This is a genomic window from Variovorax sp. SRS16, from assembly GCF_901827165.1.
GTDB lineage: Bacteria > Pseudomonadota > Gammaproteobacteria > Burkholderiales > Burkholderiaceae_C > Variovorax.
In genome coordinates this window covers 4985075-5005596 of sequence record NZ_LR594666.1, presented here as the reverse complement: position 1 = coordinate 5005596, position 20522 = coordinate 4985075, and the positions used below count along the sequence as shown (strand labels likewise).

The following is a 20522-nucleotide window of genomic DNA, read 5'->3' as shown; positions in this document are numbered from 1 at the left end:
CATCTTCAAAGGAAACATCATGACGAATGCATTGCCCGATGAGCGACCTGCCAAGGCTCGCCCCGCACTAAAGCTGGTCAGGACGCAGGAGCTGAGCCGCGACCAGTGGCTCGCTGTCCGCAAGGGCGGCATCGGGAGTTCCGACGCGGCTGCGGCCGTGGGCCTGAGCCCCTACAAGGCCCCTCTGGAGTTGTGGATGGAAAAGACCGGTCGGGACGCTGCCTTGCCGAAAGCAGATCCCGGAGACGAGACCAGCCCGATGTACTGGGGCAATCTGCTGGAGCCCATCGTTGCAGCGCACTACACGAAGCGCACTGGTCACAAGGTGCGACGCGTCAACGCGGTGCTGCAGCATCCCCAGGAACCCTGGATGCTGGCCAACGTTGACCGCGAAGTAATCGGCGCGCCCGATGTGCAGATCCTGGAATGCAAGACGGCCGGCATGAACGGCGCGCGCCTCTGGAAGGACGGCGTTCCCGAGTACGTCCAGCTTCAGGTACTTCACCAGCTTTGCGTCACCGGCAAGCAGGCTGCCGATGTCGCCGTGCTGATCTGCGGCCAGGAACTCCAAATCCACCGTATCGAGCGCGACGAGGCGCTCATCGCGCAGCTCATGAATCTCGAGCGCCAGTTCTGGGGCTACGTGGAGCGCGACGAGGCACCGCCGGCCGACGGCTCGGACTCGGCGGATGTGGCATTGCGGTGCCTGTTTCCGCGGGACAGCGGCCAGACCATCGACTTGTCGGCGGATCTGGAGATGTCGGCGGTGTTCTCAGACCTGCTGGCGATTCGGCAGGTCCTGGCAACGAACGTCGACCTGGAAGCCCAGCTCAAGCAGCGCATTCAGCAACGCATGGGCGAGGCCTCCAAGGCGGTTTTCGAGACCGGCGAAGTGAGCTGGAAGCGCAGCAAGGACGGCGTCGCGCTGGACACGGCACGTCTCCTGAAAGCGCAGCCCGAGTTGCTGCAGAGCTTCGCCGTCGCTAAGCCTGGCTCCCGGCGGTTCCTCGTGAACACCTAACGCGTCTCGACCGGCATCCCACGGGATGCCCATCGGCCGGCCCCTCAAGTTCGAGGGAGCCGGCTTTCTTTTGTCTCATTCAACTGCAAGGAGAGCAAGATGCTCAAAGGATTGGCACTGACGCCCCCGGTCATCGGCCGGATTTCGATCGGCAAAGTCGTGGAGAAGGATGGCAGGCGACTGCCCGAGAAAGACGACGAGTTCACCGTCACCAGCCAGGTGCAAAACAGGGAAGGATGGATCACCCATCCCATCGATGAGACCCTCCGGTCATCGGCAGGCGCCAAGCTTCGCAGCATCCCGGTGCGTCTTCTGTTCGACGATGCCGACCTGAGCCTGCGCGCCAACTACACCCTGTTCGACCGGGCGACGGGTCGGCCGATGTGCGTCGGCAACGGGGAAGCCTGCAAGCGCTCAACGTCTTCTGGCCTCCAGACGCTGCCGTGCCCCTCACCCGAGGGCTGCGAGATCGCCAAGGGCGGTCATTGCAGGCCCTATGGGAGACTCAACGTGCGCATCGGCGACGACGACGAACTGGGCACCTTCGTGTTCCGGACGACCGGGTACAACAGTATCCGCACGTTGTCGGCGCGGTTGAGCTACTTCCACGCTGTCTCGGGCGGCTTGCTGTCGACCCTGCCGCTGGAGCTTCGCCTTCGCGGGAAATCGACGACGCAATCGCATCGTGCGCCGATCTACTACGTGGACCTCACCGTTCGAACTGGCATGTCGTTGGCCGACGCCATCGGCAATGCCAAGACCGAAAGCCAGAGCCGCCAGTCTTCGGGCTTCGATCAGGGCGCGTTAGACGAGGCCGCCAGGCAAGGCTTCGCCGCAGGTGCGTTCGAGGAATCGGAAGAGGAGGCTGCGTCTGTGGTCGAGGAGTTTTTTCCTGACGACTTCGAAAATGGCCAGGTCGTTGGATCGCATCGCCCAGACGCAAAGCCCGGCTTGGCGGAGAAGCTGAATCGCAGAGTCGCGTCATCGCAGCGCATCGGCGCGGCATCTGGTGGCGAGTGATATGCGCAGCATCAGATGCATCAGGCGCCTGTGTCGTCGTCTGGCCTTGGGCAAGCAGGGTCGGAGCGGTCATCGGCATCTGCCGCTTGGGCACAATCAAGCAATGCGTGAGCTTGGCCAGTTCACCGACGACGAGTTGTTTTCCCAAGCGTACGACTGGCGCAGACGGGCGCTGCACGGCGAAAATGAAGCGCGCGGCATGGCGCACGCGTTGGAGACCGAAATCCGCCGCCGTGTAGGCAACCCGAAGACCTCTTTCGCCGCACTCGATACGCGACCCCTCGCCGCGCGGTTTCGACATCCGTGGTGGCGCTTCTGGTGAACGAAATTCCTCGACGGTGGATGGCACCGTGAGCAGATCGGGGCCCCCCGTTGGGGACCGGGTCTGCTGATGTGAGTCGTGCTGTGTTGAGTGAGATCAAAAGCCCTGGAGCCAGAGACCTTCCGGTCTCTGGCGTTTCTTCTCTTCTTTTTCTTTTTGCGTATTGCAGGCCATCGTAGCCGGGCATTTCAGGCGAACGTAGCCGCCGTTTCTAACGAGCGTAGTCGGCGTTTCAGACGAACGAAGCCGGCATTTCACGCTGATCGTAGTCGCCCCAGGCGCACGCGAGTGACCCACTTCGGTGGGCATAGGCTGGCCGCTTTTTTGCGGATCAGAACCCGATGCCACCCCAAGGATCACGATGCGTCAGATACGACAGGTTCTGCGCCTGCAGACCTCAGCCACGCTCAGACCGGCCGGGCGTTGGGTATCCCGAATTCCACGGTCGGCACGTACGCACGCCTGGCGCGCGCGGCCGGCGTAGACTGGGCGATGGTCCAGACGCTCAGCGAGAGCGAGCTCGAAGCGCGCCTTTATCGAGCGGCGGTGCCGCGCGCAGCGCACCATCTGGAGACCGACTACGCGCGCGTCCACCAAGAGCTCAAGCGCTCGGGCGTCACGCGGCAGTTGCTCTGGGAGGATTACGCCCAGGCCAACGAACTGACCTACAAGTTCACCAGCTTCTGCGTCAAGTACCGCGCGTGGGCCGAAGGACTCAAGCGCTCGATGCGCCAGACCCATGTCGCGGGCGACAAGCTCTTCGTTGACTACGCCGGCGACACCATGCCGATCGTGGATTCGGCCACCGGCGACATCCGCCAGGCGCAAATCTTCGTGGCCGCGCTGGGCGCCTCCAGCTTCACCTATGCCTGCGCCACCGACGCAGACGGCGCCCGACTGGGTCGCCTCGATCATCAACGCGCTGGAGTTCATCGGCGGCGTGGTGCGCTTGGTGGTGCCCAATCAGCCGCGCGCCCTCATCGCGCAATCCGAGCAGCGTTCTCGGGAGCTTTGGAGGCGAAGTCCGTTAATTCGGAAAGAGATATTGACCGGGCAACAAGTCCTGCTCCACTAGGTTGTTGATGAGCTCGTGCAAGTATGTGGTTGATTTTATTCAGGATTCTCCGTTATTCCGTCGAAACCCGACCACCCCCTCGGCCAAGGAGCGGTGGCTGGTGCGATGCGGGCGAGCCTACGCGCGGGGAGGGTGTGGTCCATCGAGGTGCGGCCACATCAATTTAGTAACTGTCGAATGCGTTAGTACAGGGTAAACCATGTGCCACCTTAGGGCGCCAAGTCGTAGACTTCGCTTCAGATCGTCGCCGGAAGGCTCTATCGCGCCGATTGTCTTGGCACGAAGCCTGCGTCCCCGTGCGGTGAAGGAAGCGCCATGGACCAGTTCGATGTTCAATCTGTCAAAGAAGCCGATCGGTTTGCTTATTGGCACGAAGAAATCTGCCGCACCTACTGTCGCGCCGAAACGCGGGCTTTGGAGCGCGGCATGTTCCACGGTCGCCTCGCCAGAAGCCAGCTAGGGAGTCTGGAAGTCAGCGACATTGCATGTGATGCCACGCGCTATGAGAGGCAGGCGTGTGACGTGCGCGGCGCACCGAGCGATGAGTTCCTTTTGAGCGTGCTGCGCGAAGGGGAAGGGCGGTTGTCCCAGGGCGGACGAGACGCCCTGCAGCGCCCTGGCGATGTCGTCATCTACGACACGGCGCGGGCATTCCAGTACGCATTCCCTCAGCACTACCACATGGTGCTCTTGAAGATTCCGCGGCGCGCGATGCTTGCGCGCGTTCCAGAGGCAGAGCGCCTCACCTCGATCATCATCGATGGAAAGACGCCCCTGGGCGGCCTGGCCGCAAGCATGATTCAAAACGCTGCAGCTCTCGATCTACGCGAGACCGCTGCGGCTGCCAAGGTGGGCACCTCGATCATTGATGTGATTGCGGCAGCTATCGACGTGGAGTTGGCGGGTAGGGCAGAGGCACCGAATCGTCATGACGCACTCTTCGAACGCGCACGCGACTATGTTGCGACCCGTCTTGACGATCCCGACCTTGATGTCGATTCGATAGCCAAGGCGCTCTACGTTTCGGAGAGCACCCTCGGTCGCATTTTTGCTGCTCATGGAACAACCATCATGCGGTACCTTTGGCAACAGCGCCTGGAAGCCAGCCATCGTGCGTTGACCGAAGGCCGAGCTGCTCAGGTGACGGAGGTCGCCCTGAGCTGCGGGTTCACGAGCTTTTCTCACTTCAGCCGCGCCTTCAAATCCGCCTACGGCCAATCCCCAAATAAGCTGCTGCGTGCGACCGCAGAGAGCTAAGCGCGCTTACCAGCCTGATCGCTTTGCAGCCGCTCGAGGCTAGCGAGGCTTCCAACTTTTCGCGCAATTGACGCCCCGGGCGCGCGGGCGCCATCTTCACTTCTTCACTTCTTCGCCCAGATCTCGCGATCGGTTGCGCGGGCAACCTGGCAACGCCCGGGGCATCACTTTGCGTGCCCCAGTCAATTCAGGTTGACGAGCTGAGAACAGCGGCATCGGGCTCTCGCTTTTAAAGTTCCATTCACGCTAAACGTGCTCGGTCGATCAAGCCAGGCACGCAGCTAGTTCGCAACAGCGTGAAAAGGAATGTCTATGAGATCGCAGAGTGTCGGTGCACTCGTGCTGGATACCCAGGGTGCAGTAGTGCACGCGACCGGTATCGCGTGCGATTGCGCCGTTCAGCGCTCTATGTGTCGATTGCTTGATGACGTCAAGGCGGGACGGTTGCGAGGCGCAGGGACTCTGACGACGAACTGCGAATCGCACTGTGTCGAGATCCTGCGTTGCATCGACTCGGACATCCTGCTGGTCTACGACGCGCGGCGGCGCGACGACAGGTCTGCACGCGCTTGATCCCTTCTTTCATTTTGATCAGGAGCTCCCCATGAGAATCATCTCGAAGACTTGTCTGAAGTCATCCCTCCCGCTGTCGTCCTTGGCGGCAATCATGATGTTGCCTGCCGCGGTTGCTGCGCAATCGGTCAGGTCTGACCAGGGAGCAGACATCACGCCGCTGTGCGGCACGAAGCCCACCATCGTCGCGATGACTGACGGCTACGGCGGCAATACGTGGCGCAGGATCGCTGAAGCCGAGCTGAAGCAGGAAGCGTCGAAGTGCAAGAACATCACGAAGATCATCTATGCCAACGCAAACGGTGATCAGCAAAAGTCCAACAGCGACATCAACAGCATGGTGGCCCAAGGCGCCAATGTCCTGCTCGCCTTCACCGACTTTGGCGATGCCATGCTGCCGGCGCTGCGCAAGGCGCAGCAAGCGGGCGTCACCGTGGTGCCGTACTTCTCGAAGATCGCCGGCACGCCCGGCAAGGACTATACGGCCAACATCTACCAGGACCAAATCCAGGTGGGACAAATCTGGGCCGATTGGATCGGGACCACGGTCAAGAAGGGCAACGTCGTCATGCTTGGGGGGACGGCGGGCGCCACGTCCTCGCAGCGCTTCATGGATGGCTTCAGCAGCCAGCTCAAGAAGTACCCGGAAATCAAGCTTCTGAGCGACCAGTACATCGTCACGAACTGGAATCCCACTGACGGCCAGAAGGCCGTTGCAGGCCTGATCGCCAAGTACGGAAAGATCGATGCCATCGCGTCGGACTACGGCGTCACGACGCTCGCAGCAGTCAAGGCCTTCGAGCAAGCCGGTCTGCCGATTCCGGCGCAAGCCACGATCGCAAGCAACAACGAGTTGAACTGCAAGTACCTGGACGCGAAGAAGGCCGGAAAGGCTTGGCCGTATGTCTCGGTCGATGGAACCACGTCCATCGTGCGCTTTGCGCTGCGCCGCGCAATGTCTGAATACCAGGGGATCAAGAGCTCCGAACCTCTCGGGGTGTTGCCCTTCGTCTATGTCGACAGCGCCAAGGGTGTGGATCCGAAGTGCGATCCGGCCGCGCCGCCGGATGCAGATCTGGCCTCGCCCTTGCCGCAGGCCGAACTCAACGCCTTGTTCCGCAAGTAACAGAGTTCCCCCAGCGGTTGCTTGAAGGAGAGTGCAAATGAATACGAGTCAGTCCGACCTGCTTCGCCTGGACGGCGTCACGAAGGTGTTCCCCGGCGTGAAGGCCCTTGATGGAGTGACCTTCTCAGTCATGGCTGGAGAAGTCCATGGTCTTGTGGGCGAAAACGGGGCAGGAAAGTCCACGTTGATGGGCGTAGCGTCCGGTGCGTTGATCGCAGAAGAGGGCAGTGTGGTTCTGTGCGGAGCGGTCGTACGCGGCGAGCCCGACCAGGCGCGCGAGCTCGGGCTGGCCATCGTGCGGCAGGAGCCGGCGCTCATGCCTGATCTAACGGTTGCCGAGAACCTGTACCTCGGAGTTCCGCGCAGCAAGCGGCCGTCCCTCTCGACGGTCAACGCTTGGGCGGCCGAACTCCTGAAGAGCTGGAGCGACGATGCTCGCCTCGACCCGGCAGACCGTGTTGTGTCGCTCAACCCTGAGCAGCGCTTCATCGTCGAGATCGTCAAGGCATTGGCCGCCGAACCTCGCGTGCTTGTGCTCGACGAACCCACCGAACACTTGCTCGCGGAAGATGTGGATCGACTGTTCAAGCAGATCCGGAAGGTCACGGCACGCGGTTCCTCCGTTGTCTACATCTCCCACCGCATACGGGAGGTGCAGATGATTGCAGACCGCATCACGGTCTTGCGAGATGGCCAGGGTCAAGGGACTCACGATGCAGCGACCTTGAGCGAGCAGCAGATCGTCGAGTTGATTGTCGGTGGGGAGCTCAACCGGGAATTTCCCCCCAAGGCTGCGGACCCCGCGCGCCAAGCGGTCGTGCTGCAAGTCGACGCCTTGAATGGCCCCGGCTTCGCGAAAGTATCGATGCTAGCCCGCAAGGGTGAAATCGTTGGCCTTGCCGGCATTGATGGGAACGGTCAACGCGAATTCATGCGAGCTCTCGCTGGCATCGAACGGCCTACCGGCCGCGTGGCTGTCAATGAACGCGATGTGGTGCTGCGGCACGCGGGTGCCGCAGCTTCCGCCGGTATTCGCTTGTTGCCGGGCGATCGTCATCGGGACGGAATATTCGCTGACCTCTCAGTGCGAGAGAACTTCTCACTTCGCAGTCTCGTGCGTGATCTCACGGGGGGGCTCCTAAGCGGCAAGAGTGAACGCACTCGAGCGCAGGCGGCGGTATCCCGCTTTGCGGTCAAGACGCCGGATATCGAAACGCCAATCCGATCCCTTTCCGGAGGCAACCAGCAAAAGCTGGTCCTCGCGAGCGTGCTTGCGAGCGAACCGGCGGTGATGCTCGTGGACGAGCCAACGCAAGGCGTCGACATCGGCGCCCGCATGGACATCTACCGGACGCTTCGTGCGACTGCGGATGCCGGTGTCGCGGTGATCGTGGTCTCCTCCGATGCGCACGAGGTCGCCGGACTGTGCGACCGGGTGCTCATCTTCTCCCGTGGCCAGATCGTGAAGGAACTGCAGGCAGAAGAGGTCACGGAACACAACATCACGACAGCCGTTCTGACTTCGACCACTGTGCGCGAGCGACATGGCTCGCGTGTGGGAGGCTTTTGGAAATGGGCCTCAGGCGATTTGGCTCCGATTCTCATGCTGTCTGTGGCCGTCCTGCTGCTGGGCGCCTTTGCCTCCTACGTCAATGAGTTCTACCTGACCGCTCGAAACTGGGGCGGCGTGTTACCGCTCATAGCGACCCTTGCACTGGTCGCGTTCGGCCAGCAGCTTTTGATGCTGGTCGGCGGCATAGACCTTTCCGTGGGTCCACTCATGGGCTTCATCGTCGTCGTCGAGTCATTCTTCCTCGTGGGCGGTGCACCGCTGGAGTCCCAGGCGATGGGCTGGGCCTTGGTGCTGGTCATTGCGGCAGGCGTAGGGTTCGTCAACTGGCTGCTGGTCGACCCTGTTGGCCTTCATCCAATGGTTGCAACGCTTGCCACTTACATGGCGCTGCAGGCACTTTCGCTGATGCTGCGGCCCGTCCCCGGCGGACTGATCGCTGACGGCGTCATGGAAGGCGTTGGTGTCAGCTTCGGCATAGTGCCCCTCTCCATTCTGGTGGTGGGAGTGTTGGCAGTGCTGCTCGAGTTCGGCCTCTTCAGGCGCACGTGGGGTCTGGCATTCCGCGGCTTTGGATCGCGTCCTGAGGCAGCGCGGATGGCAGGCGTGCGACCTCGCCTGACGCTCCTCGCCGCCTATGTCGGATGTTCTCTTCTGGCGGGCCTTGCCGCGATTCTCATGCTGGCGCAGGTCGGATCAGGCGATGCGACTGCAGGGGTGAATTACACCCTGGCAAGCGTGGCAGCCGTCGTTATTGGCGGTGCCAGCCTCTTCGGCGGGCGTGGATCCTTCATCGGCGCGTTGCTGGGCGCGCTCCTCATCACGCAAGTGAACGTCGTGACAACTTTCCTCGGCCTCACCGACGCCTGGCAGTCCTACCTCCTGGGCGGAATGATCCTGGCGTCCGTGGCCGTGTATTCGAAGAGCAGACAAATGGCGGTGGCAGTATGAGCAAGATCATCAGTATCGGTGGGAACGAGGCCATGGTGGCACCAGGCCCCACGACGGCTTCTCGTGCGAAGGCATGGCGACCGTCCATGGGAGAGTTTCGGTGGATCTGGATCGGGACGATCGTGCTCTTTGCATTGAGCAGCATCGTCGCTCCCGGCACGGTCACGCGCGGCTCGTTGCTCGCAATGCTGCCCTTCGCCGGCATCCTGGCCATCGTTGCAACAGGGCAGACGGTGGTGATTCAGCAGCGGGGACTGGACATGTCTGCGGCTGGCATGGTTTCCCTTGCGGGCATCGTCGCAGCGGTCATTGGTTATGCGACACAGTCATTGCTGCTTGCAGTCTTGGGTTCGGTCGGGGTCGCCGTTGTCGTAGGCCTGTTCAACGGCCTTCTGGCCGCCCGGGTCAACATCACTCCGCTTGTTGCGACCCTTGCGGTCAACGCATTGCTCATCGGAGCGATTCGATCGATCACTGGAAACGCGCCCATCTCTGTACCTCCCGGCATTCAGTCGTTTGCGCACGGCAGCCTGCTGGGGGTACCGCACAGTGTGTGGCTTGCGATCCTCTTTGTCGCGACGGTGGCTTTGGTGACCCGGCGCACCGTGATCGGGCGGCGATTCGTCGCAGTGGGGGTCAACCCTCGTGCAGCAGGTGCCGCGGGCGTTGTCGTGTTGCGCTACCAGATCGGCGCGTACGCGGTCTCGGCGACCTGTTTCGCAGTCGCGGGCATCCTGCTGGCTGGGTTCATCGGCAACGCCTCGCAGACCGCAGGCAATGAGTATCTGCTGCCGGCGATTGCTGCGGTCGTGGTCGGAGGAACGCCGTTCACTGGCGGGCGTGGAAGTGTCGTGGCAAGCGGCATCGCTGCGCTGTTCATGGCGCAACTGGCCCAGATGGTCCTGGCACTGGGCGCAGGCCCTGCGGTCCAACTGCTCGTCACTGCCCTTGCGATCCTGTTGGCAACCACGATTCGCGCATTGCCGCGACTGCTGCAAGTCATCGCGGGAGGTGCCAAGGCATGAGCTATCAGGACCTGCACTACGCCGAGTTGCTGGAGGTCTCGCGGCTGCTGCATTCGCGCGAGCTCTCCCCGGTTGAACTGACCACTTCGATGTTGGACCGCGTGCGCAACGTTGACAAGAAGCTTCACGCGTATGTTCGAGTGATGGAAGAGGATGCGCTGCGCAGTGCCCGCGCCGCCGAGTCGGAGATCGCTCGTGGGGAGATCCGTGGGCCGCTGCACGGCGTGCCGCTCGCCATCAAGGACATCTTCTGGACTGAAGGAGTACCGACCGCCTCGGGAATGGCCATCCACAAGGATTTCGTTGCTCATGAAGATGCCACGGCAGTCGAACGCTTGCGGGCGGCAGGAGCTGTGTTACTTGGCAAGCTCACGTTGACCGAGGGTGTTTACGCAGAGCACCGCCCACCGTTTCAGGCCCCTACCAACCCGTGGAGTGCCGACCATTGGTCCGGCGCCTCGTCGAGTGGTAGTGGGGTTGCGGTTGCCGGGGGGCTGTGCTTCGCGGCGCTCGCTTCGGAAACGGGTGGCTCGATCAAGCTTCCGGCAGCTGCGAATGGGGTCACCGGCGTGAAGCCCACGTGGGGGAGGGTCAGCCGACATGGGGTTTTCGAGTTGGCTGCCTCACTGGATCATGTAGGTGTCATGGCCCGAAGCGCGGCGGATGCAGCCGCCGTTCTGGGCGCCATCGCAGGACCGGACCGAAAGGATCCATCGGCTGCTCGCGTTGAAGTGCCTGATTACCTCTCGCGAGTGTCTACTGGGGCGAAGGGCTTGCGGATCGGCCTTGATCCTGCCTGGTGCACTGCAGGCGTCGATCCATCGACGGCCGGCGCCGTCGAGACTGCGGCTCAAACGCTCCGATCTCTGGGAGCTGAATTGAAACCTGTGGTGATCCCCAGCGGGGAGGCCATGATTTGGGACTGGTTCGGTATATGTGCCGCCCAGACGGCTTTGGCTCATGAGGCGACCTATCCGAGTCGTGCGGATGAGTATGGGCCTGCTTTGCGCGACCTGTTGGATCAGGGTAGAAAGATGAGCGGCGTTGAGTTGCAGCGCCTGCTTCACCGGCGAGAAGCCTTCAGCCTTGCGTTGGATCGTGTATTCGGGGAGGTTGATCTGCTCGCACTACCCGTTCTCTCGTTTCCCACGCCGTCTATGGCGCGAATGCAGTCGGTGGACGACGAGCTGATCGCAGGGCTGCACCGCTTCACGTGCCCGTTCAACATGTCAGGTCACCCAGGTATCGTGCTTCCTTGCGGCTTCACCCAGGAAAAGACCCCCATAGTCTTTCAGCTGGTGGGCCGCCGATTCTCGGAGGACGTCCTATTCGCAGCGGGTAGCGCCTACCAAAGAGCAACTGATTGGCACAAGCGGCATCCCTCGATAGCATGAAGCGGTTGAGAGTCTGAAAGGTTTCTTGGAAGGGACTTTCCCATGCACATCGAACCCGGAATCTTGTCTGCCATGAAGGTAGGCGCGGCCAACACTGTTGCCGTGGCGATGCTTGTCCCGATGGCAATTCATTGCACACGAAAGCCGTGGCTGTTGGTCCGAGCGTGCCTTGCGGCTGGCTTCTTTACATTGGCAATGCAGATCTTCCATCTGAAGGTGGGACCGTCTGAACTGCATTTCGTCGCAGCGATGCCCATCTACTTGACACTGGGAGTCGTTCCGACCTTGTTGGGTTTCGCGGGTGGCCTCCTCCTTCAGGGGGCGTTGTTTGAACCAGTGGACCTGGTTCATCTGGGAGTCAACACGCTATCCCTTGCAATACCATTGTTGATAGTGCACTTCGCACTTGGCGCTCGCATCCAGCGACTGCGACTGCGAGACGTTTTGCGTCTAGATGGGACCTACTACGCTGGACTGACGTTGATGGTCGGGTTCTGGCTCTCATTGAGCGATACGCTGACGCCACTATCCGAGTGGGTGCGTTTCGCTTCGTCGTACCTCACTGTCGTTGTGTTTGAGCCCTTCGTTACTGTCGCAATGCTCAGTGTGTTGGGTCATCTGCGCGGTCATCCCATCGTTCAAAGCTGCTTCGACCTCCATCCTGCAGCTTGATTACCATGTCACATTCACATACCAAGCCTCCCTCGGATCCTGCGCTTCGAATCAAGGCGATAGAGACCCTCATGCTGGAGAAAGGCCTGATCTCGCTCGAAGCGGTAGACGAATTCATCGACATCTGCGAGAACCGCATTGGGCCGCGGAATGGGGCGAAGGTGGTCGCGCGCGCCTGGACTGATGCGGAGTACAGGAAGCGATTGCTTGCGGACGGCACCGCGGCTATTGCGGAACTAGGATTCCAGGGTGGTCAGGGCGAGCACATGGTCGTGCTAGAGAATACGCCTCTGGTTCACAACGTGACGGTGTGCACACTGTGCTCGTGCTACCCGTGGCCAACGCTAGGCCTTCCACCAGTTTGGTACAAGTCTTCCGCCTACCGCAGCCGAGTGGTCATAGAGCCGCGGAAGGTCCTGAGCGAGTTTGGCCTGTCCATCGAAGACGAGGTCGAAGTGCGCGTGTGGGATTCCAATGCCGAGATGCGCTACCTGGTTCTTCCGATGCGACCCGCCGGTTCCGACGGCTTGAGCGAAGACGCATTGGCGGGTCTCGTCACGCGAGATTCCATGATCGGGACGGGCCTTCCGAAGTCACCCCAAGGAGCGGAACCATGAATTCCATCGCGGACATGGGCGGCATGCACGGCTTCGGCCCAGTCATCTCCGAAGGAGAGGTCGAACCGGTCTTTCATGAGGATTGGGAAAGGCGTGTCTGTTGCGTCAATCTCGCAATTTGGTTTGGCGGCGCCTGGTGTGCTGATGAGACGCGCAACATGATGGAATCCATGGAGCCGTCGCACTATCTAAGTAGCAGCTACTACGAGCATTGGCTCTATTTCATGGAGACACTGCTGGTGAAAAAGGGCGTGGTCACGCAGCAGGAACTGGAGGCCGGTCACCTGATCTCCTCCGGGAAGGGAAGCACTTTGATCACCCCCATCAAGAAGCAGGATTGCTGGCCGGCGTTCCGAGCTGGTGGCTCCATTGCTATGCCAACGAACGCGACCCAACGGTTTCAAGAAGGCGATAGGGTCAAGGGTCGGAATATCAATCCAGAGCACCACACGCGACTTCCGCGATACGCAAGGGGTCGGAAGGGGACGGTGGCCCGCCATCTCGGAAGCTTCGGCTTTGCTGATTCGCGAGCTCAAGGCCTGGGAAATGATCCTCAGCACATGTACACGGTCCGCTTCGAAGGTGAGGAGCTTTGGGGGCCAGATGCCGGTCCTTGCGACGCGGTGTACCTTGACCTGTACGACAGCTACCTGGATCCCGTGGCATGACGGCGCTGATGCACGAGTTGCTCGATCCTCGTCGGGAAGGGGCTGAGCTGCAATTGCCCCGAGATGAACACACGCCAACGTTCTCGGAACCATGGCAAGCGGAGGCCCTGGCGACGACGGTGGAGATGAGCCGGCGGGGCGTATTTACGTGGAAGCAATGGGTGCAGGCGTTCAGCGCAGAGATCGCCGCGCATCCTCAACGCACCTTGGAGGATGCGAACACGGCCTACTACCGTCAATGGCTGACCGCACTGGAAAAGCTGCTTTGTGAACTTGAACTCACTGATCCTCAGTCGATCGCCGACACGATGCAGGATTGGCGGCTTTCATACATTCATACGCCGCATGGTGAAGCTGTGACCTTCCGTCGCGCCTTGCCGGCTGCGAGCTTTCATGAAGGTGAACATCACCATCACCACGACCACAAGCTGCGCGCGAAACCCATTGCAGTGAGCCGCGCCGTGCATCGTTGAATTTGCCGGTGCCAGTCAAATGACCTGACGGTTCCAGGACAGCGTGAAGAAGGCTCTTCCCGCATAGTTCATCTACCCAACCGGAGATGACCTATGAGTGAGATTAGCAGCGGTGCCGATGAAATGCTTCCCGAAGACTATCCTGGTCGGATAGTGGCTTTTCCTGAAGGCATCGAGCACCTGGTGTTCGCGATGTTCGGGATGCAAGGAAAGAGTGAAGAGGCGGCGAACCCACATCGAAAAGCACTTTGCCAGCTGTTCGAGCTACCCGACGGTCCAGGCAATGTCGAGCGTTCGCACTACGTTGATCCCCAGGGATACCACTGCGATGTCTTCATGACCTATTGGGCTGGACGGGACGCATTCGAGCGCTGGGTACACAGTGAAACAGTGACCGATTGGTGGGCATCGTTGTCGACGGATCCGAGCAACGACGTGGGTGTTTGGCGCGAAGTTCTCAGCCCGCACAAGGACCGTTTCAACTACGCAGCCGGAGTTGAGGAGAAGGCTGGATCTGCGGCGATTCTTCCGCTCGAGCCCTGCAACAAGTTTGGCTATTGGGGTAGCTATCGCGACCGCTTGCCCGGATCGAAGGTCGACGATTTCCAGAGCCCGTATGAAACGATGCCTGAGCCAGTTCTTCGTGAAACGAAGGGCAAGCGCATTCTGATTTCGACGCCGGACAACATGTGCTTCATTCGCGAGGGCCAGGGCTGGGACCGTTGTGAACCGGAGGAGCGCAGGGTCTGGAAGACCATGATGGAGAAAGTGGTCGAGCATTGGGTCGCCTTCCTACGCGATCGGCCGTCCGAGACTGGATGCATGTCGATTCGGTTCTGCCGAGAGCAGGACCTGGTCACCGGCGTGGAGCGAGAGAAGCAATCTCAGTTCGGCTTCTTGCTCTCGCTGGGGCACATCGAACAAGCTGCCCGGACCCAGAAATGCCATCTGGCGGTTCGAAGCAAGTTCATAGACATGTACACGGAGCCCAAGTTTCAGCCGCAGATGCATATCTGGGTTGAGGAGCATGTGCTGAAGAGCGACGAGGTGGACGCGCAGTATGTGAATTGCCATCCGAAGACCGGCCTGCTTCCGTACTTCGATGCAACGGAAATTCCGGCCGATCGGGGTGTGCGCCTTGGACAGAAAGTCGAGCAACTGGCGCGATAAGTCTTTCGCAGAGAGGTCGCCGGAGGTCGCCGGAGGGCCAGATTCAATGGCAGCACTTTCAGTGGGATGCCAAGGGGCTGGCAACGGCGGCCATCGCCGCCGCTTTGTTCGATCAAAAGACGATGGATCGGATGCGTGCGCGGCTATCCGACGCGGAGGCTCTGGTGGCCCAAGCGCCGCGAGACTTCCGCACCGCATGCCTTCGCCGCCTGTGCCTGAGTGCCATCCCACGCAATGTCGAACGAGCGCGAGCGCCCCATCAGCGTTACGCCCAAAACGATGTTCCCCGAATAGTCGAAGACAGGAGCAGCGAAAGAACACACCCCAGGGGTTGGGTTGTTCACTGATCGAGAAACGCCATGCTTGCGCACCTCATTGAACATCGCCTGCAAGTTGCCAGGCTCCGTCGGCTTGGCAATGTCGGGGCCGAGCCGCCGTTCGTCTTCGAGCAAGGACTCTTCGATCAGCTTGGCGGGCAGGTAGGCCGCGAACATACGACCCGTCGCCGTGCCCGCCAGCGACATCACTGTTCCGGTACGAATGTTGGTGTGCAACGGATAAATCGCGTCGAAGAGAAACACGATCGTGGGTCCTTGGTTGCCCCAGACCGACAGAGCGACGCTATGTCCGGTCTCCCTGGCGAGATTCTCCGCGAACGGAATTGCCTCCCGAACAGGGTTGAGCATTCGGAGCGTGACGAGGCCAAGTTGCATCGCGGTTGGCCCCAGCCAGTAGTAGCCCGTGGAGGCCTCCTGCGTCACCAAGCCCAGCTTGGTGAAGCTGACCAAGTAGGGGTGAGCCTTCCCGGGTGCCATGTCGGCCGCCTTGGCCAGTTCCTTCAACGGCATCGGACGCCCCTGCGCGCCCAAGGCGAGCAGCAATTGACCGCCGGCCTCAACGGACTGAATGCCCCGGCGCTCCTTCTCGGAAGCCACGTCACCGCTCTCGTTTTCGAGTTCGCTCATTGGGTCTCCTAACGATTTTGATTGTAACAACTTCATTAGTGACGGATAAACCATTTGCATAGAGTAAATGCGTTAGTACAATGCTAACGCCCAACGGGCTTCACGCACAGCCCATACCAAGGAGTAAAGGCAATGAACAAGCAGGAATCGGAGTACGACGTTCTGGTGGTCGGCACAGGCGCGTCGGGCATGTCGGCGGCGGTCACGGCCGCGTATGAGGGTCTCAAAGTGCTGGTCGTCGACAAGGCGCCCGTTTATGGCGGTACGACAGCGCGCTCGGGCGGATGGCTGTGGATCCCCGGCACCAAACTCGCGAGGGAGCAGGGCATCAGCGAGCCAACGGGCGCCGCTCGCGCGTACCTTCAACACGAAGCAACGACGCATTTCGACGCGGCGCGCGTCGACGCCTTCATCGAGAACGGTCCAAAGGCCATCGACTTCTTCACCGAGAAGACGTGTGTGCAGTTCGACATGCCGCCGGTCTTCCCGGACTATCACGCCGAGGCGCCCGGCGGCCAGCCCGGCGGGCGCTCAATGGTGACCCGCCCCTTTGATGCGCGTGAACTGGGAGACCGGGTGGCCAAACTGGCACCCCCTGTGCCTGAGCTGACCGTGTTCGGCATGATGCTCGGTTCGGGCAAGGAACTCTGGCACTTTCTGCGTGCCTTCAAGTCGCTGGAATCGTTCTGGTACGTCACCAAGCGATTCGGCGGCCACCTCCTGGACGTTCTGAGGTATGGCCGCGGCATGACACTTACCAACGGCAACGCTTTGGCTGGGCGGCTCTTCAAGGCGGGCATGGATTTGAATGTCTCCGTTTGGCTCGACTCACCGGTCAAGAAACTCATCGTTGAGGGCGACGAAGTCTTGGGGGCGACGGTTGTGCGCAATGGCACGGCGACGGACATTCGTGTCCGCCGCGGCGTGGTCTTGGCGTGCGGTGGCTTTCCCTATGACATCGAACGTCGCAAGCAACTTTTCCCGCACGCACCGACTGGCCGCGAGCACTTCACCCCCTCACCCGCACTGAATACCGGAGACGGCCTGCGTTTGGGTGAATCGGTGGGTGGCTGGGTCGACCCCACGATCCCGAACGCCGCGGCGTGGTGCCCGACGTCTGTGACTAAGCGCAAGGATGGCTCCGCGGGCGTCATGCCTCACTTCATCGATCGCGCCAAGCCTGGCGTGATTGCAGTAACGCCAAAAGGACGACGCTTCACCAACGAGGCGCTGTCCTATCATGATTTCATTCAGGACCTCGTGAGGGCGTGCACGGGGACGCCTGAGGTCACCTGCTGGCTCATCTGCGATCACCAGCATCTTCGCGAATATGGGTTGGGCGCCGTGGCTCCGTTCCCGTTGCCCATCGGCAGGCATCTGAAGAGCGGCTATCTCAAGAAGGGCAAGAGCCTCGAGGAACTGGCCAAGGTCCTTGGCGTTCCGTACGCCACGCTTCAAGAAGAAGTAGCCACCTTCAATCGGGATGCGTCGTCCGGACTCGACACCAAGTTCGCAAAAGGCAGCACTGCCTACAACCGCTACCAGGGCGACTCATTGGTCAAGCCCAACCCGTGCATGGCGCCCATTCGCCAGGGTCCGTACTACGCGATCAAGATTGTCGTCGGGGAGATCGGCACATTCGCAGGGCTGGCGACCGATGAGTCTTGCCAGGTTCTGACGAAGGATGGACAGCCGATCCAGGGCCTGTACGCCGTCGGCAACGACGCCGCCAGCATCATGGGCGGCAACTACCCCGGCGCAGGCATCACCCTGGGCCCAGCCCTCACATTCGGCTATGTCGTTGGACAGGTACTCGCGAAGCAGACGAATCGATCCGTCGCCGATGTCGTTCAGTTGGCCACACCCCGCGTGCATGCACACGCGGCCTGATCCACAGACCAGAAAACGCAGGACAGAAAAATGGAAATCTCTCAACTCATGGCCCCCGACGTCCTGAGCGGACGCCATGCGCTAGTGACCGGCGCGGGGCAGGGCAATGGCAAGGCCATCGCCAAAGGCTTGGCCAAGGCCGGTGCCAGCATCATCGTCACGGATCTGAATGAAGAGAACGCTAAGGCCGTTGCCTCGGAGATCAACAGCGCGGGCGGAACGGCGGTTGCGTACAAGCTGGACGTGACCTCGCAGGATGCTTGTCAAGCACTCGCGGCCAGGGTTGCGAGCGAAGTCGGCAGCATCGACATCCTCGTCAACAACGCGGGCATCATCATCCGCGAGGGCTTGGACAGTCCCAAGGTCGCTTCGAACCTCGAGCGCACGCTGGACGTGAATGTGATGGGCACATTCCTCCCGACGCATGCATGGCTCGACGCACTGAAAGCCACTAAGGGGGTGGTCATCAACGTGGGATCCATTGCTTCAAGCACCGGGATTCCCAATGTCGTGGGGTACTCCCCGTCCAAGGGCGCGGTCAAGCTCATGACGCAAGCCCTTGCCGTTGAACTGGCGAAGGACGGTGTCCGCGTGAATGCAATCGCTCCCGGGGTTATCGAGACACCCATGACCTCGTACACACGCGAAGCACCGGAGCGCCTGGACAAATTCATGCTGCGCACGCCGATGGCGCGTGTTGGGCAACCCGAAGAACTCGTCGGGCCCGTTGTCTTCCTGGCCTCGGACATGGCCAGCTACGTGACGGGAGTAACGCTTCCCGTCGACGGCGGCTTCCTCGCATCCTGATTCCACGTTCGATTTCGAACCACCACCGTCGAAAGACAGCCATGAGCGAGCGTTCCTCTGCTCTGCCAGCGAGCCATTCTGACCATCGGGTGGCGAACAGCATAGGCTCGGAATCTCGCGTGCGGCGAGGTGCTCGAAGCAGGTTACATCACCCCGGAGGGCACCGTCCGTGCGCTCCTCAGCGATCCCAAGGTCAAGGCGGACTACCTCGTTACGCGTTGGCCCTTTCAACCGACTACACAAGGAGCACCCCATGAGCCAAAGCAAGAAATTCGCCTCCCAGGCCGACCTCGAAGAGAAGAAGGTCACGTTCAGCCAGATCTCGGAGCATGCCTGGGCCTACACGGCCGAAGGCGATCCGAATACCGGCATCATCATTGGTGACGATGCTGTGCTCGTTGCCGACACGCAGGCTACGCCCGCGATGGCGGCCGACGTGATCCGTCGCATTCGCGAAGTGACCGACAAGCCGATCAAGTACGTCGTGCTGACGCATTACCACGCGGTGCGTGTGCTCGGTGCCAGCGCATACGGAGCACAGCACATCCTCGCGAGCCAGGACACGTACGACCTCATCGTCGAACGCGGCGAGCAGGACAAGGCCAGCGAGATCGGCCGCTTCCCGCGCCTCTTTGCCGGCGTCGAGACCGTGCCGCCCGGTATGACGTGGCCGACGATGACCTTCACCGGCAAGATGACCTTGTGGCTCGGCAAGCTGGAAGTGCAATTGCTCCAGCTCGGCCGAGGCCACACCAAGGGCGACACCGTCGTCTGGCTGCCCGGGGAAAAGGCACTTCTTTCCGGCGACCTCGTGGAATTCGGTGCGACGCCTTATGCCGGTGACGCCTACTTCAAGGACTGGCCGCAAACGTTGAACAACCTCGCGGCGCTCAAGCCCAAGGCGCTGGTGCCCGGACGCGGCGCCGCGCTGACCACGCCCGAGGACGTCGCCAAGGGCCTGACGGAGACGCGCGATTTCATCTCCGACGTGTATGCCAACGTCGAGAAGGGTGTCTCCGAGGGCAAGGACCTGAACACGATCTACAAGGACACGTGTGCCGCGCTCAAGCCTAAGTATGGCCACTGGGTGATCTTCGACCACTGCATGCCGTTCGACGTGACGCGCTGTTACGACGAAGCGACCAAGTACGCCGACCCGCGCATCTGGACCGCCGAGCGTGACATCGAGATGTGGAAGACGCTCGAAGGCTGATCGCCGGTCCGAGCCACGGCTGATCGTTTCGAGTTCGCCGGTCAGCCTTGGCACGACAGATACATAGGACAGGGTAGGACAGCGGCCCCGCGGCCGCCGCGGGGCCGCCCTCACCCTGAAATCGAAAGCGCTCGCCATAGTTCAAGGACACCACCATGCTGATCAAGAAAGTTCACCACGTCGCCTACCGATGCATCGACGCCAAGCAGACCGTCGAGTGGTACGGCAAGCATCTGGACATGAAGTTCGTGCTGGCCATCGCCGAGGACGAAGTGCCATCGACCAAGGCACCTGATCCCTACATGCACATCTTTCTCGACGCTGGCCAGGGCAATGTGCTGGCCTTCTTCGAGCTGCCGAGCCAGCCACCGATGGACCGCGACCGCAACACGCCGGCCTGGGTGCAGCACCTGGCACTGGAATGCGACTCGGTGGACACCTTGCTGGCTACCAAGCAGCGCCTGGAGGCCGCCGGTATCGAAGTACTCGGTCCGACCGACCACACAATTTTCAAGTCGATCTACTTCTTTGACCCGAACGGTCACCGCCTGGAACTGGCGGCCAACACCGGTACGCCGGAGTTGATGCGCAAGCTCGACGAGGTCAAGTGGGCGATGCTCGAGGAGTGGTCGCAGACGAAGCGCGCGCCGAAGCACGCAGCCTGGATGCACGACGGCAGCCTGACCACGCCGGCCGATTGACGCCTGCACAAG

At 61.2% G+C, this 20522-nt stretch carries 19 protein-coding genes; 18 read left to right on the top strand and 1 reads right to left on the bottom strand.

Annotated features, from left to right (window positions below; all coding sequences use genetic code 11):
* The first annotated feature begins 19 nt into the window (after positions 1-19).
* The 14 genes from E5P2_RS24190 to E5P2_RS24125 all read left to right on the top strand — a co-directional run bounded on the left by E5P2_RS24190 (position 20) and on the right by E5P2_RS24125 (position 14934).
* Positions 20-1021, top strand: coding sequence for a YqaJ viral recombinase family nuclease (locus E5P2_RS24190; RefSeq protein WP_162569664.1), 1002 nt, complete (start codon positions 20-22; stop codon positions 1019-1021).
* Positions 1022-1120: 99 nt separating this feature from the next.
* Complete coding sequence (locus E5P2_RS24185; RefSeq protein ID WP_162569663.1) at positions 1121-2041, top strand: recombination directionality factor; 921 nt, start codon at positions 1121-1123, stop codon at positions 2039-2041.
* A gap of 103 nt (positions 2042-2144) precedes the next feature.
* Complete coding sequence (locus E5P2_RS24180) at positions 2145-2363, top strand: hypothetical protein (RefSeq protein WP_162569662.1); 219 nt, start codon at positions 2145-2147, stop codon at positions 2361-2363.
* 492 nt (positions 2364-2855) lie between these two features.
* On the top strand, positions 2856-3446 hold the full coding sequence (locus E5P2_RS24175; protein ID WP_197908549.1) for a transposase: 591 nt from the start codon (positions 2856-2858) through the stop codon (positions 3444-3446).
* A 307-nt stretch (positions 3447-3753) separates the two neighbouring features.
* Positions 3754-4695, top strand: a complete 942-nt coding sequence (locus tag E5P2_RS24170; RefSeq protein WP_162569661.1) for a helix-turn-helix domain-containing protein — start codon at positions 3754-3756, stop codon at positions 4693-4695.
* A gap of 487 nt (positions 4696-5182) precedes the next feature.
* Positions 5183-6394 (top strand): substrate-binding domain-containing protein, encoded by a 1212-nt coding sequence (locus E5P2_RS24165; RefSeq protein WP_232080823.1) that lies wholly within the window; start codon positions 5183-5185, stop codon positions 6392-6394.
* 37 nt (positions 6395-6431) lie between these two features.
* Positions 6432-8915: an ATP-binding cassette domain-containing protein gene (locus E5P2_RS24160; protein WP_162569660.1), complete on the top strand. Its 2484-nt coding sequence runs from the start codon at positions 6432-6434 to the stop codon at positions 8913-8915.
* Entirely contained in the window at positions 8912-9940 is a 1029-nt protein-coding gene (locus E5P2_RS24155; protein ID WP_162569659.1) for an ABC transporter permease, read from the top strand. The genes E5P2_RS24160 and E5P2_RS24155 overlap by 4 nt, the downstream gene beginning before the upstream one ends.
* Entirely contained in the window at positions 9937-11334 is a 1398-nt protein-coding gene (locus E5P2_RS24150; protein WP_162569658.1) for an amidase, read from the top strand. Before E5P2_RS24155 ends, E5P2_RS24150 begins: the two co-directional genes overlap by 4 nt.
* Positions 11335-11376: 42 nt before the next feature.
* Positions 11377-12006, top strand: coding sequence for an energy-coupling factor ABC transporter permease (locus E5P2_RS24145; RefSeq protein ID WP_162569657.1), 630 nt, complete (start codon positions 11377-11379; stop codon positions 12004-12006).
* 5 nt (positions 12007-12011) lie between these two features.
* Positions 12012-12623, top strand: coding sequence for a nitrile hydratase subunit alpha (nthA, locus tag E5P2_RS24140; RefSeq protein ID WP_162570640.1), 612 nt, complete (start codon positions 12012-12014; stop codon positions 12621-12623).
* The gene (gene nthB / locus E5P2_RS24135; protein ID WP_162569656.1) at positions 12620-13291 is read left to right on the top strand and encodes a nitrile hydratase subunit beta; all 672 of its coding nucleotides are present in this window, start codon (positions 12620-12622) and stop codon (positions 13289-13291) included. The genes nthA and nthB overlap by 4 nt, the downstream gene beginning before the upstream one ends.
* Positions 13288-13764, top strand: coding sequence for a nitrile hydratase accessory protein (locus E5P2_RS24130; RefSeq protein WP_162569655.1), 477 nt, complete (start codon positions 13288-13290; stop codon positions 13762-13764). The genes nthB and E5P2_RS24130 overlap by 4 nt, the downstream gene beginning before the upstream one ends.
* Positions 13765-13857: 93 nt before the next feature.
* Positions 13858-14934: a phenylacetaldoxime dehydratase family protein gene (locus tag E5P2_RS24125; protein ID WP_162569654.1), complete on the top strand. Its 1077-nt coding sequence runs from the start codon at positions 13858-13860 to the stop codon at positions 14932-14934.
* 143 nt (positions 14935-15077) lie between these two features.
* On the opposite strand, the gene E5P2_RS24120 is transcribed toward E5P2_RS24125, so the two are convergent.
* A complete protein-coding gene (locus E5P2_RS24120) occupies positions 15078-15899 on the bottom strand; it encodes an IclR family transcriptional regulator (RefSeq protein ID WP_162569653.1) in 822 nt (273 codons plus the stop codon).
* Between the two features lie 132 nt (positions 15900-16031).
* Here E5P2_RS24120 and E5P2_RS24115 point away from each other — a divergent pair, with 132 nt between their 5' ends.
* The 4 genes from E5P2_RS24115 to E5P2_RS24100 all read left to right on the top strand — a co-directional run bounded on the left by E5P2_RS24115 (position 16032) and on the right by E5P2_RS24100 (position 20510).
* A complete protein-coding gene (locus tag E5P2_RS24115; RefSeq protein WP_162569652.1) occupies positions 16032-17789 on the top strand; it encodes an FAD-dependent oxidoreductase in 1758 nt (585 codons plus the stop codon).
* A 30-nt stretch (positions 17790-17819) separates the two neighbouring features.
* The gene (locus E5P2_RS24110; RefSeq protein ID WP_232080822.1) at positions 17820-18596 is read left to right on the top strand and encodes an SDR family NAD(P)-dependent oxidoreductase; all 777 of its coding nucleotides are present in this window, start codon (positions 17820-17822) and stop codon (positions 18594-18596) included.
* A 253-nt stretch (positions 18597-18849) separates the two neighbouring features.
* Positions 18850-19809 carry an MBL fold metallo-hydrolase gene (locus tag E5P2_RS24105; RefSeq protein ID WP_162569651.1) on the top strand — a complete coding sequence of 320 codons (960 nt, stop codon included), beginning with the start codon at positions 18850-18852 and terminating at the stop codon, positions 19807-19809.
* A gap of 155 nt (positions 19810-19964) precedes the next feature.
* Positions 19965-20510, top strand: coding sequence for a VOC family protein (locus tag E5P2_RS24100; RefSeq protein WP_162569650.1), 546 nt, complete (start codon positions 19965-19967; stop codon positions 20508-20510).
* Positions 20511-20522: the final 12 nt, after the last annotated feature.

Coding starts and splice junctions, on each gene's coding strand:
- E5P2_RS24130 (WP_162569655.1), top strand. CDS start 13,288: ATGACGGCGCTGATGCACGAGTTGCTCGATCCTCGTCGGGAAGGGGCT.
- E5P2_RS24150 (WP_162569658.1), top strand. CDS start 9,937: ATGAGCTATCAGGACCTGCACTACGCCGAGTTGCTGGAGGTCTCGCGG.
- E5P2_RS24185 (WP_162569663.1), top strand. CDS start 1,121: ATGCTCAAAGGATTGGCACTGACGCCCCCGGTCATCGGCCGGATTTCG.
- E5P2_RS24115 (WP_162569652.1), top strand. CDS start 16,032: ATGAACAAGCAGGAATCGGAGTACGACGTTCTGGTGGTCGGCACAGGC.
- E5P2_RS24180 (WP_162569662.1), top strand. CDS start 2,145: ATGCGTGAGCTTGGCCAGTTCACCGACGACGAGTTGTTTTCCCAAGCG.
- E5P2_RS24160 (WP_162569660.1), top strand. CDS start 6,432: ATGAATACGAGTCAGTCCGACCTGCTTCGCCTGGACGGCGTCACGAAG.
- E5P2_RS24170 (WP_162569661.1), top strand. CDS start 3,754: ATGGACCAGTTCGATGTTCAATCTGTCAAAGAAGCCGATCGGTTTGCT.
- nthA (WP_162570640.1), top strand. CDS start 12,012: ATGTCACATTCACATACCAAGCCTCCCTCGGATCCTGCGCTTCGAATC.
- E5P2_RS24110 (WP_232080822.1), top strand. CDS start 17,820: ATGGAAATCTCTCAACTCATGGCCCCCGACGTCCTGAGCGGACGCCAT.
- E5P2_RS24190 (WP_162569664.1), top strand. CDS start 20: ATGACGAATGCATTGCCCGATGAGCGACCTGCCAAGGCTCGCCCCGCA.
- E5P2_RS24120 (WP_162569653.1), bottom strand. CDS start 15,899: ATGAGCGAACTCGAAAACGAGAGCGGTGACGTGGCTTCCGAGAAGGAG.
- E5P2_RS24155 (WP_162569659.1), top strand. CDS start 8,912: ATGAGCAAGATCATCAGTATCGGTGGGAACGAGGCCATGGTGGCACCA.
- E5P2_RS24145 (WP_162569657.1), top strand. CDS start 11,377: ATGCACATCGAACCCGGAATCTTGTCTGCCATGAAGGTAGGCGCGGCC.
- E5P2_RS24100 (WP_162569650.1), top strand. CDS start 19,965: ATGCTGATCAAGAAAGTTCACCACGTCGCCTACCGATGCATCGACGCC.
- E5P2_RS24175 (WP_197908549.1), top strand. CDS start 2,856: ATGGTCCAGACGCTCAGCGAGAGCGAGCTCGAAGCGCGCCTTTATCGA.
- E5P2_RS24105 (WP_162569651.1), top strand. CDS start 18,850: ATGAGCCAAAGCAAGAAATTCGCCTCCCAGGCCGACCTCGAAGAGAAG.
- nthB (WP_162569656.1), top strand. CDS start 12,620: ATGAATTCCATCGCGGACATGGGCGGCATGCACGGCTTCGGCCCAGTC.
- E5P2_RS24125 (WP_162569654.1), top strand. CDS start 13,858: ATGAGTGAGATTAGCAGCGGTGCCGATGAAATGCTTCCCGAAGACTAT.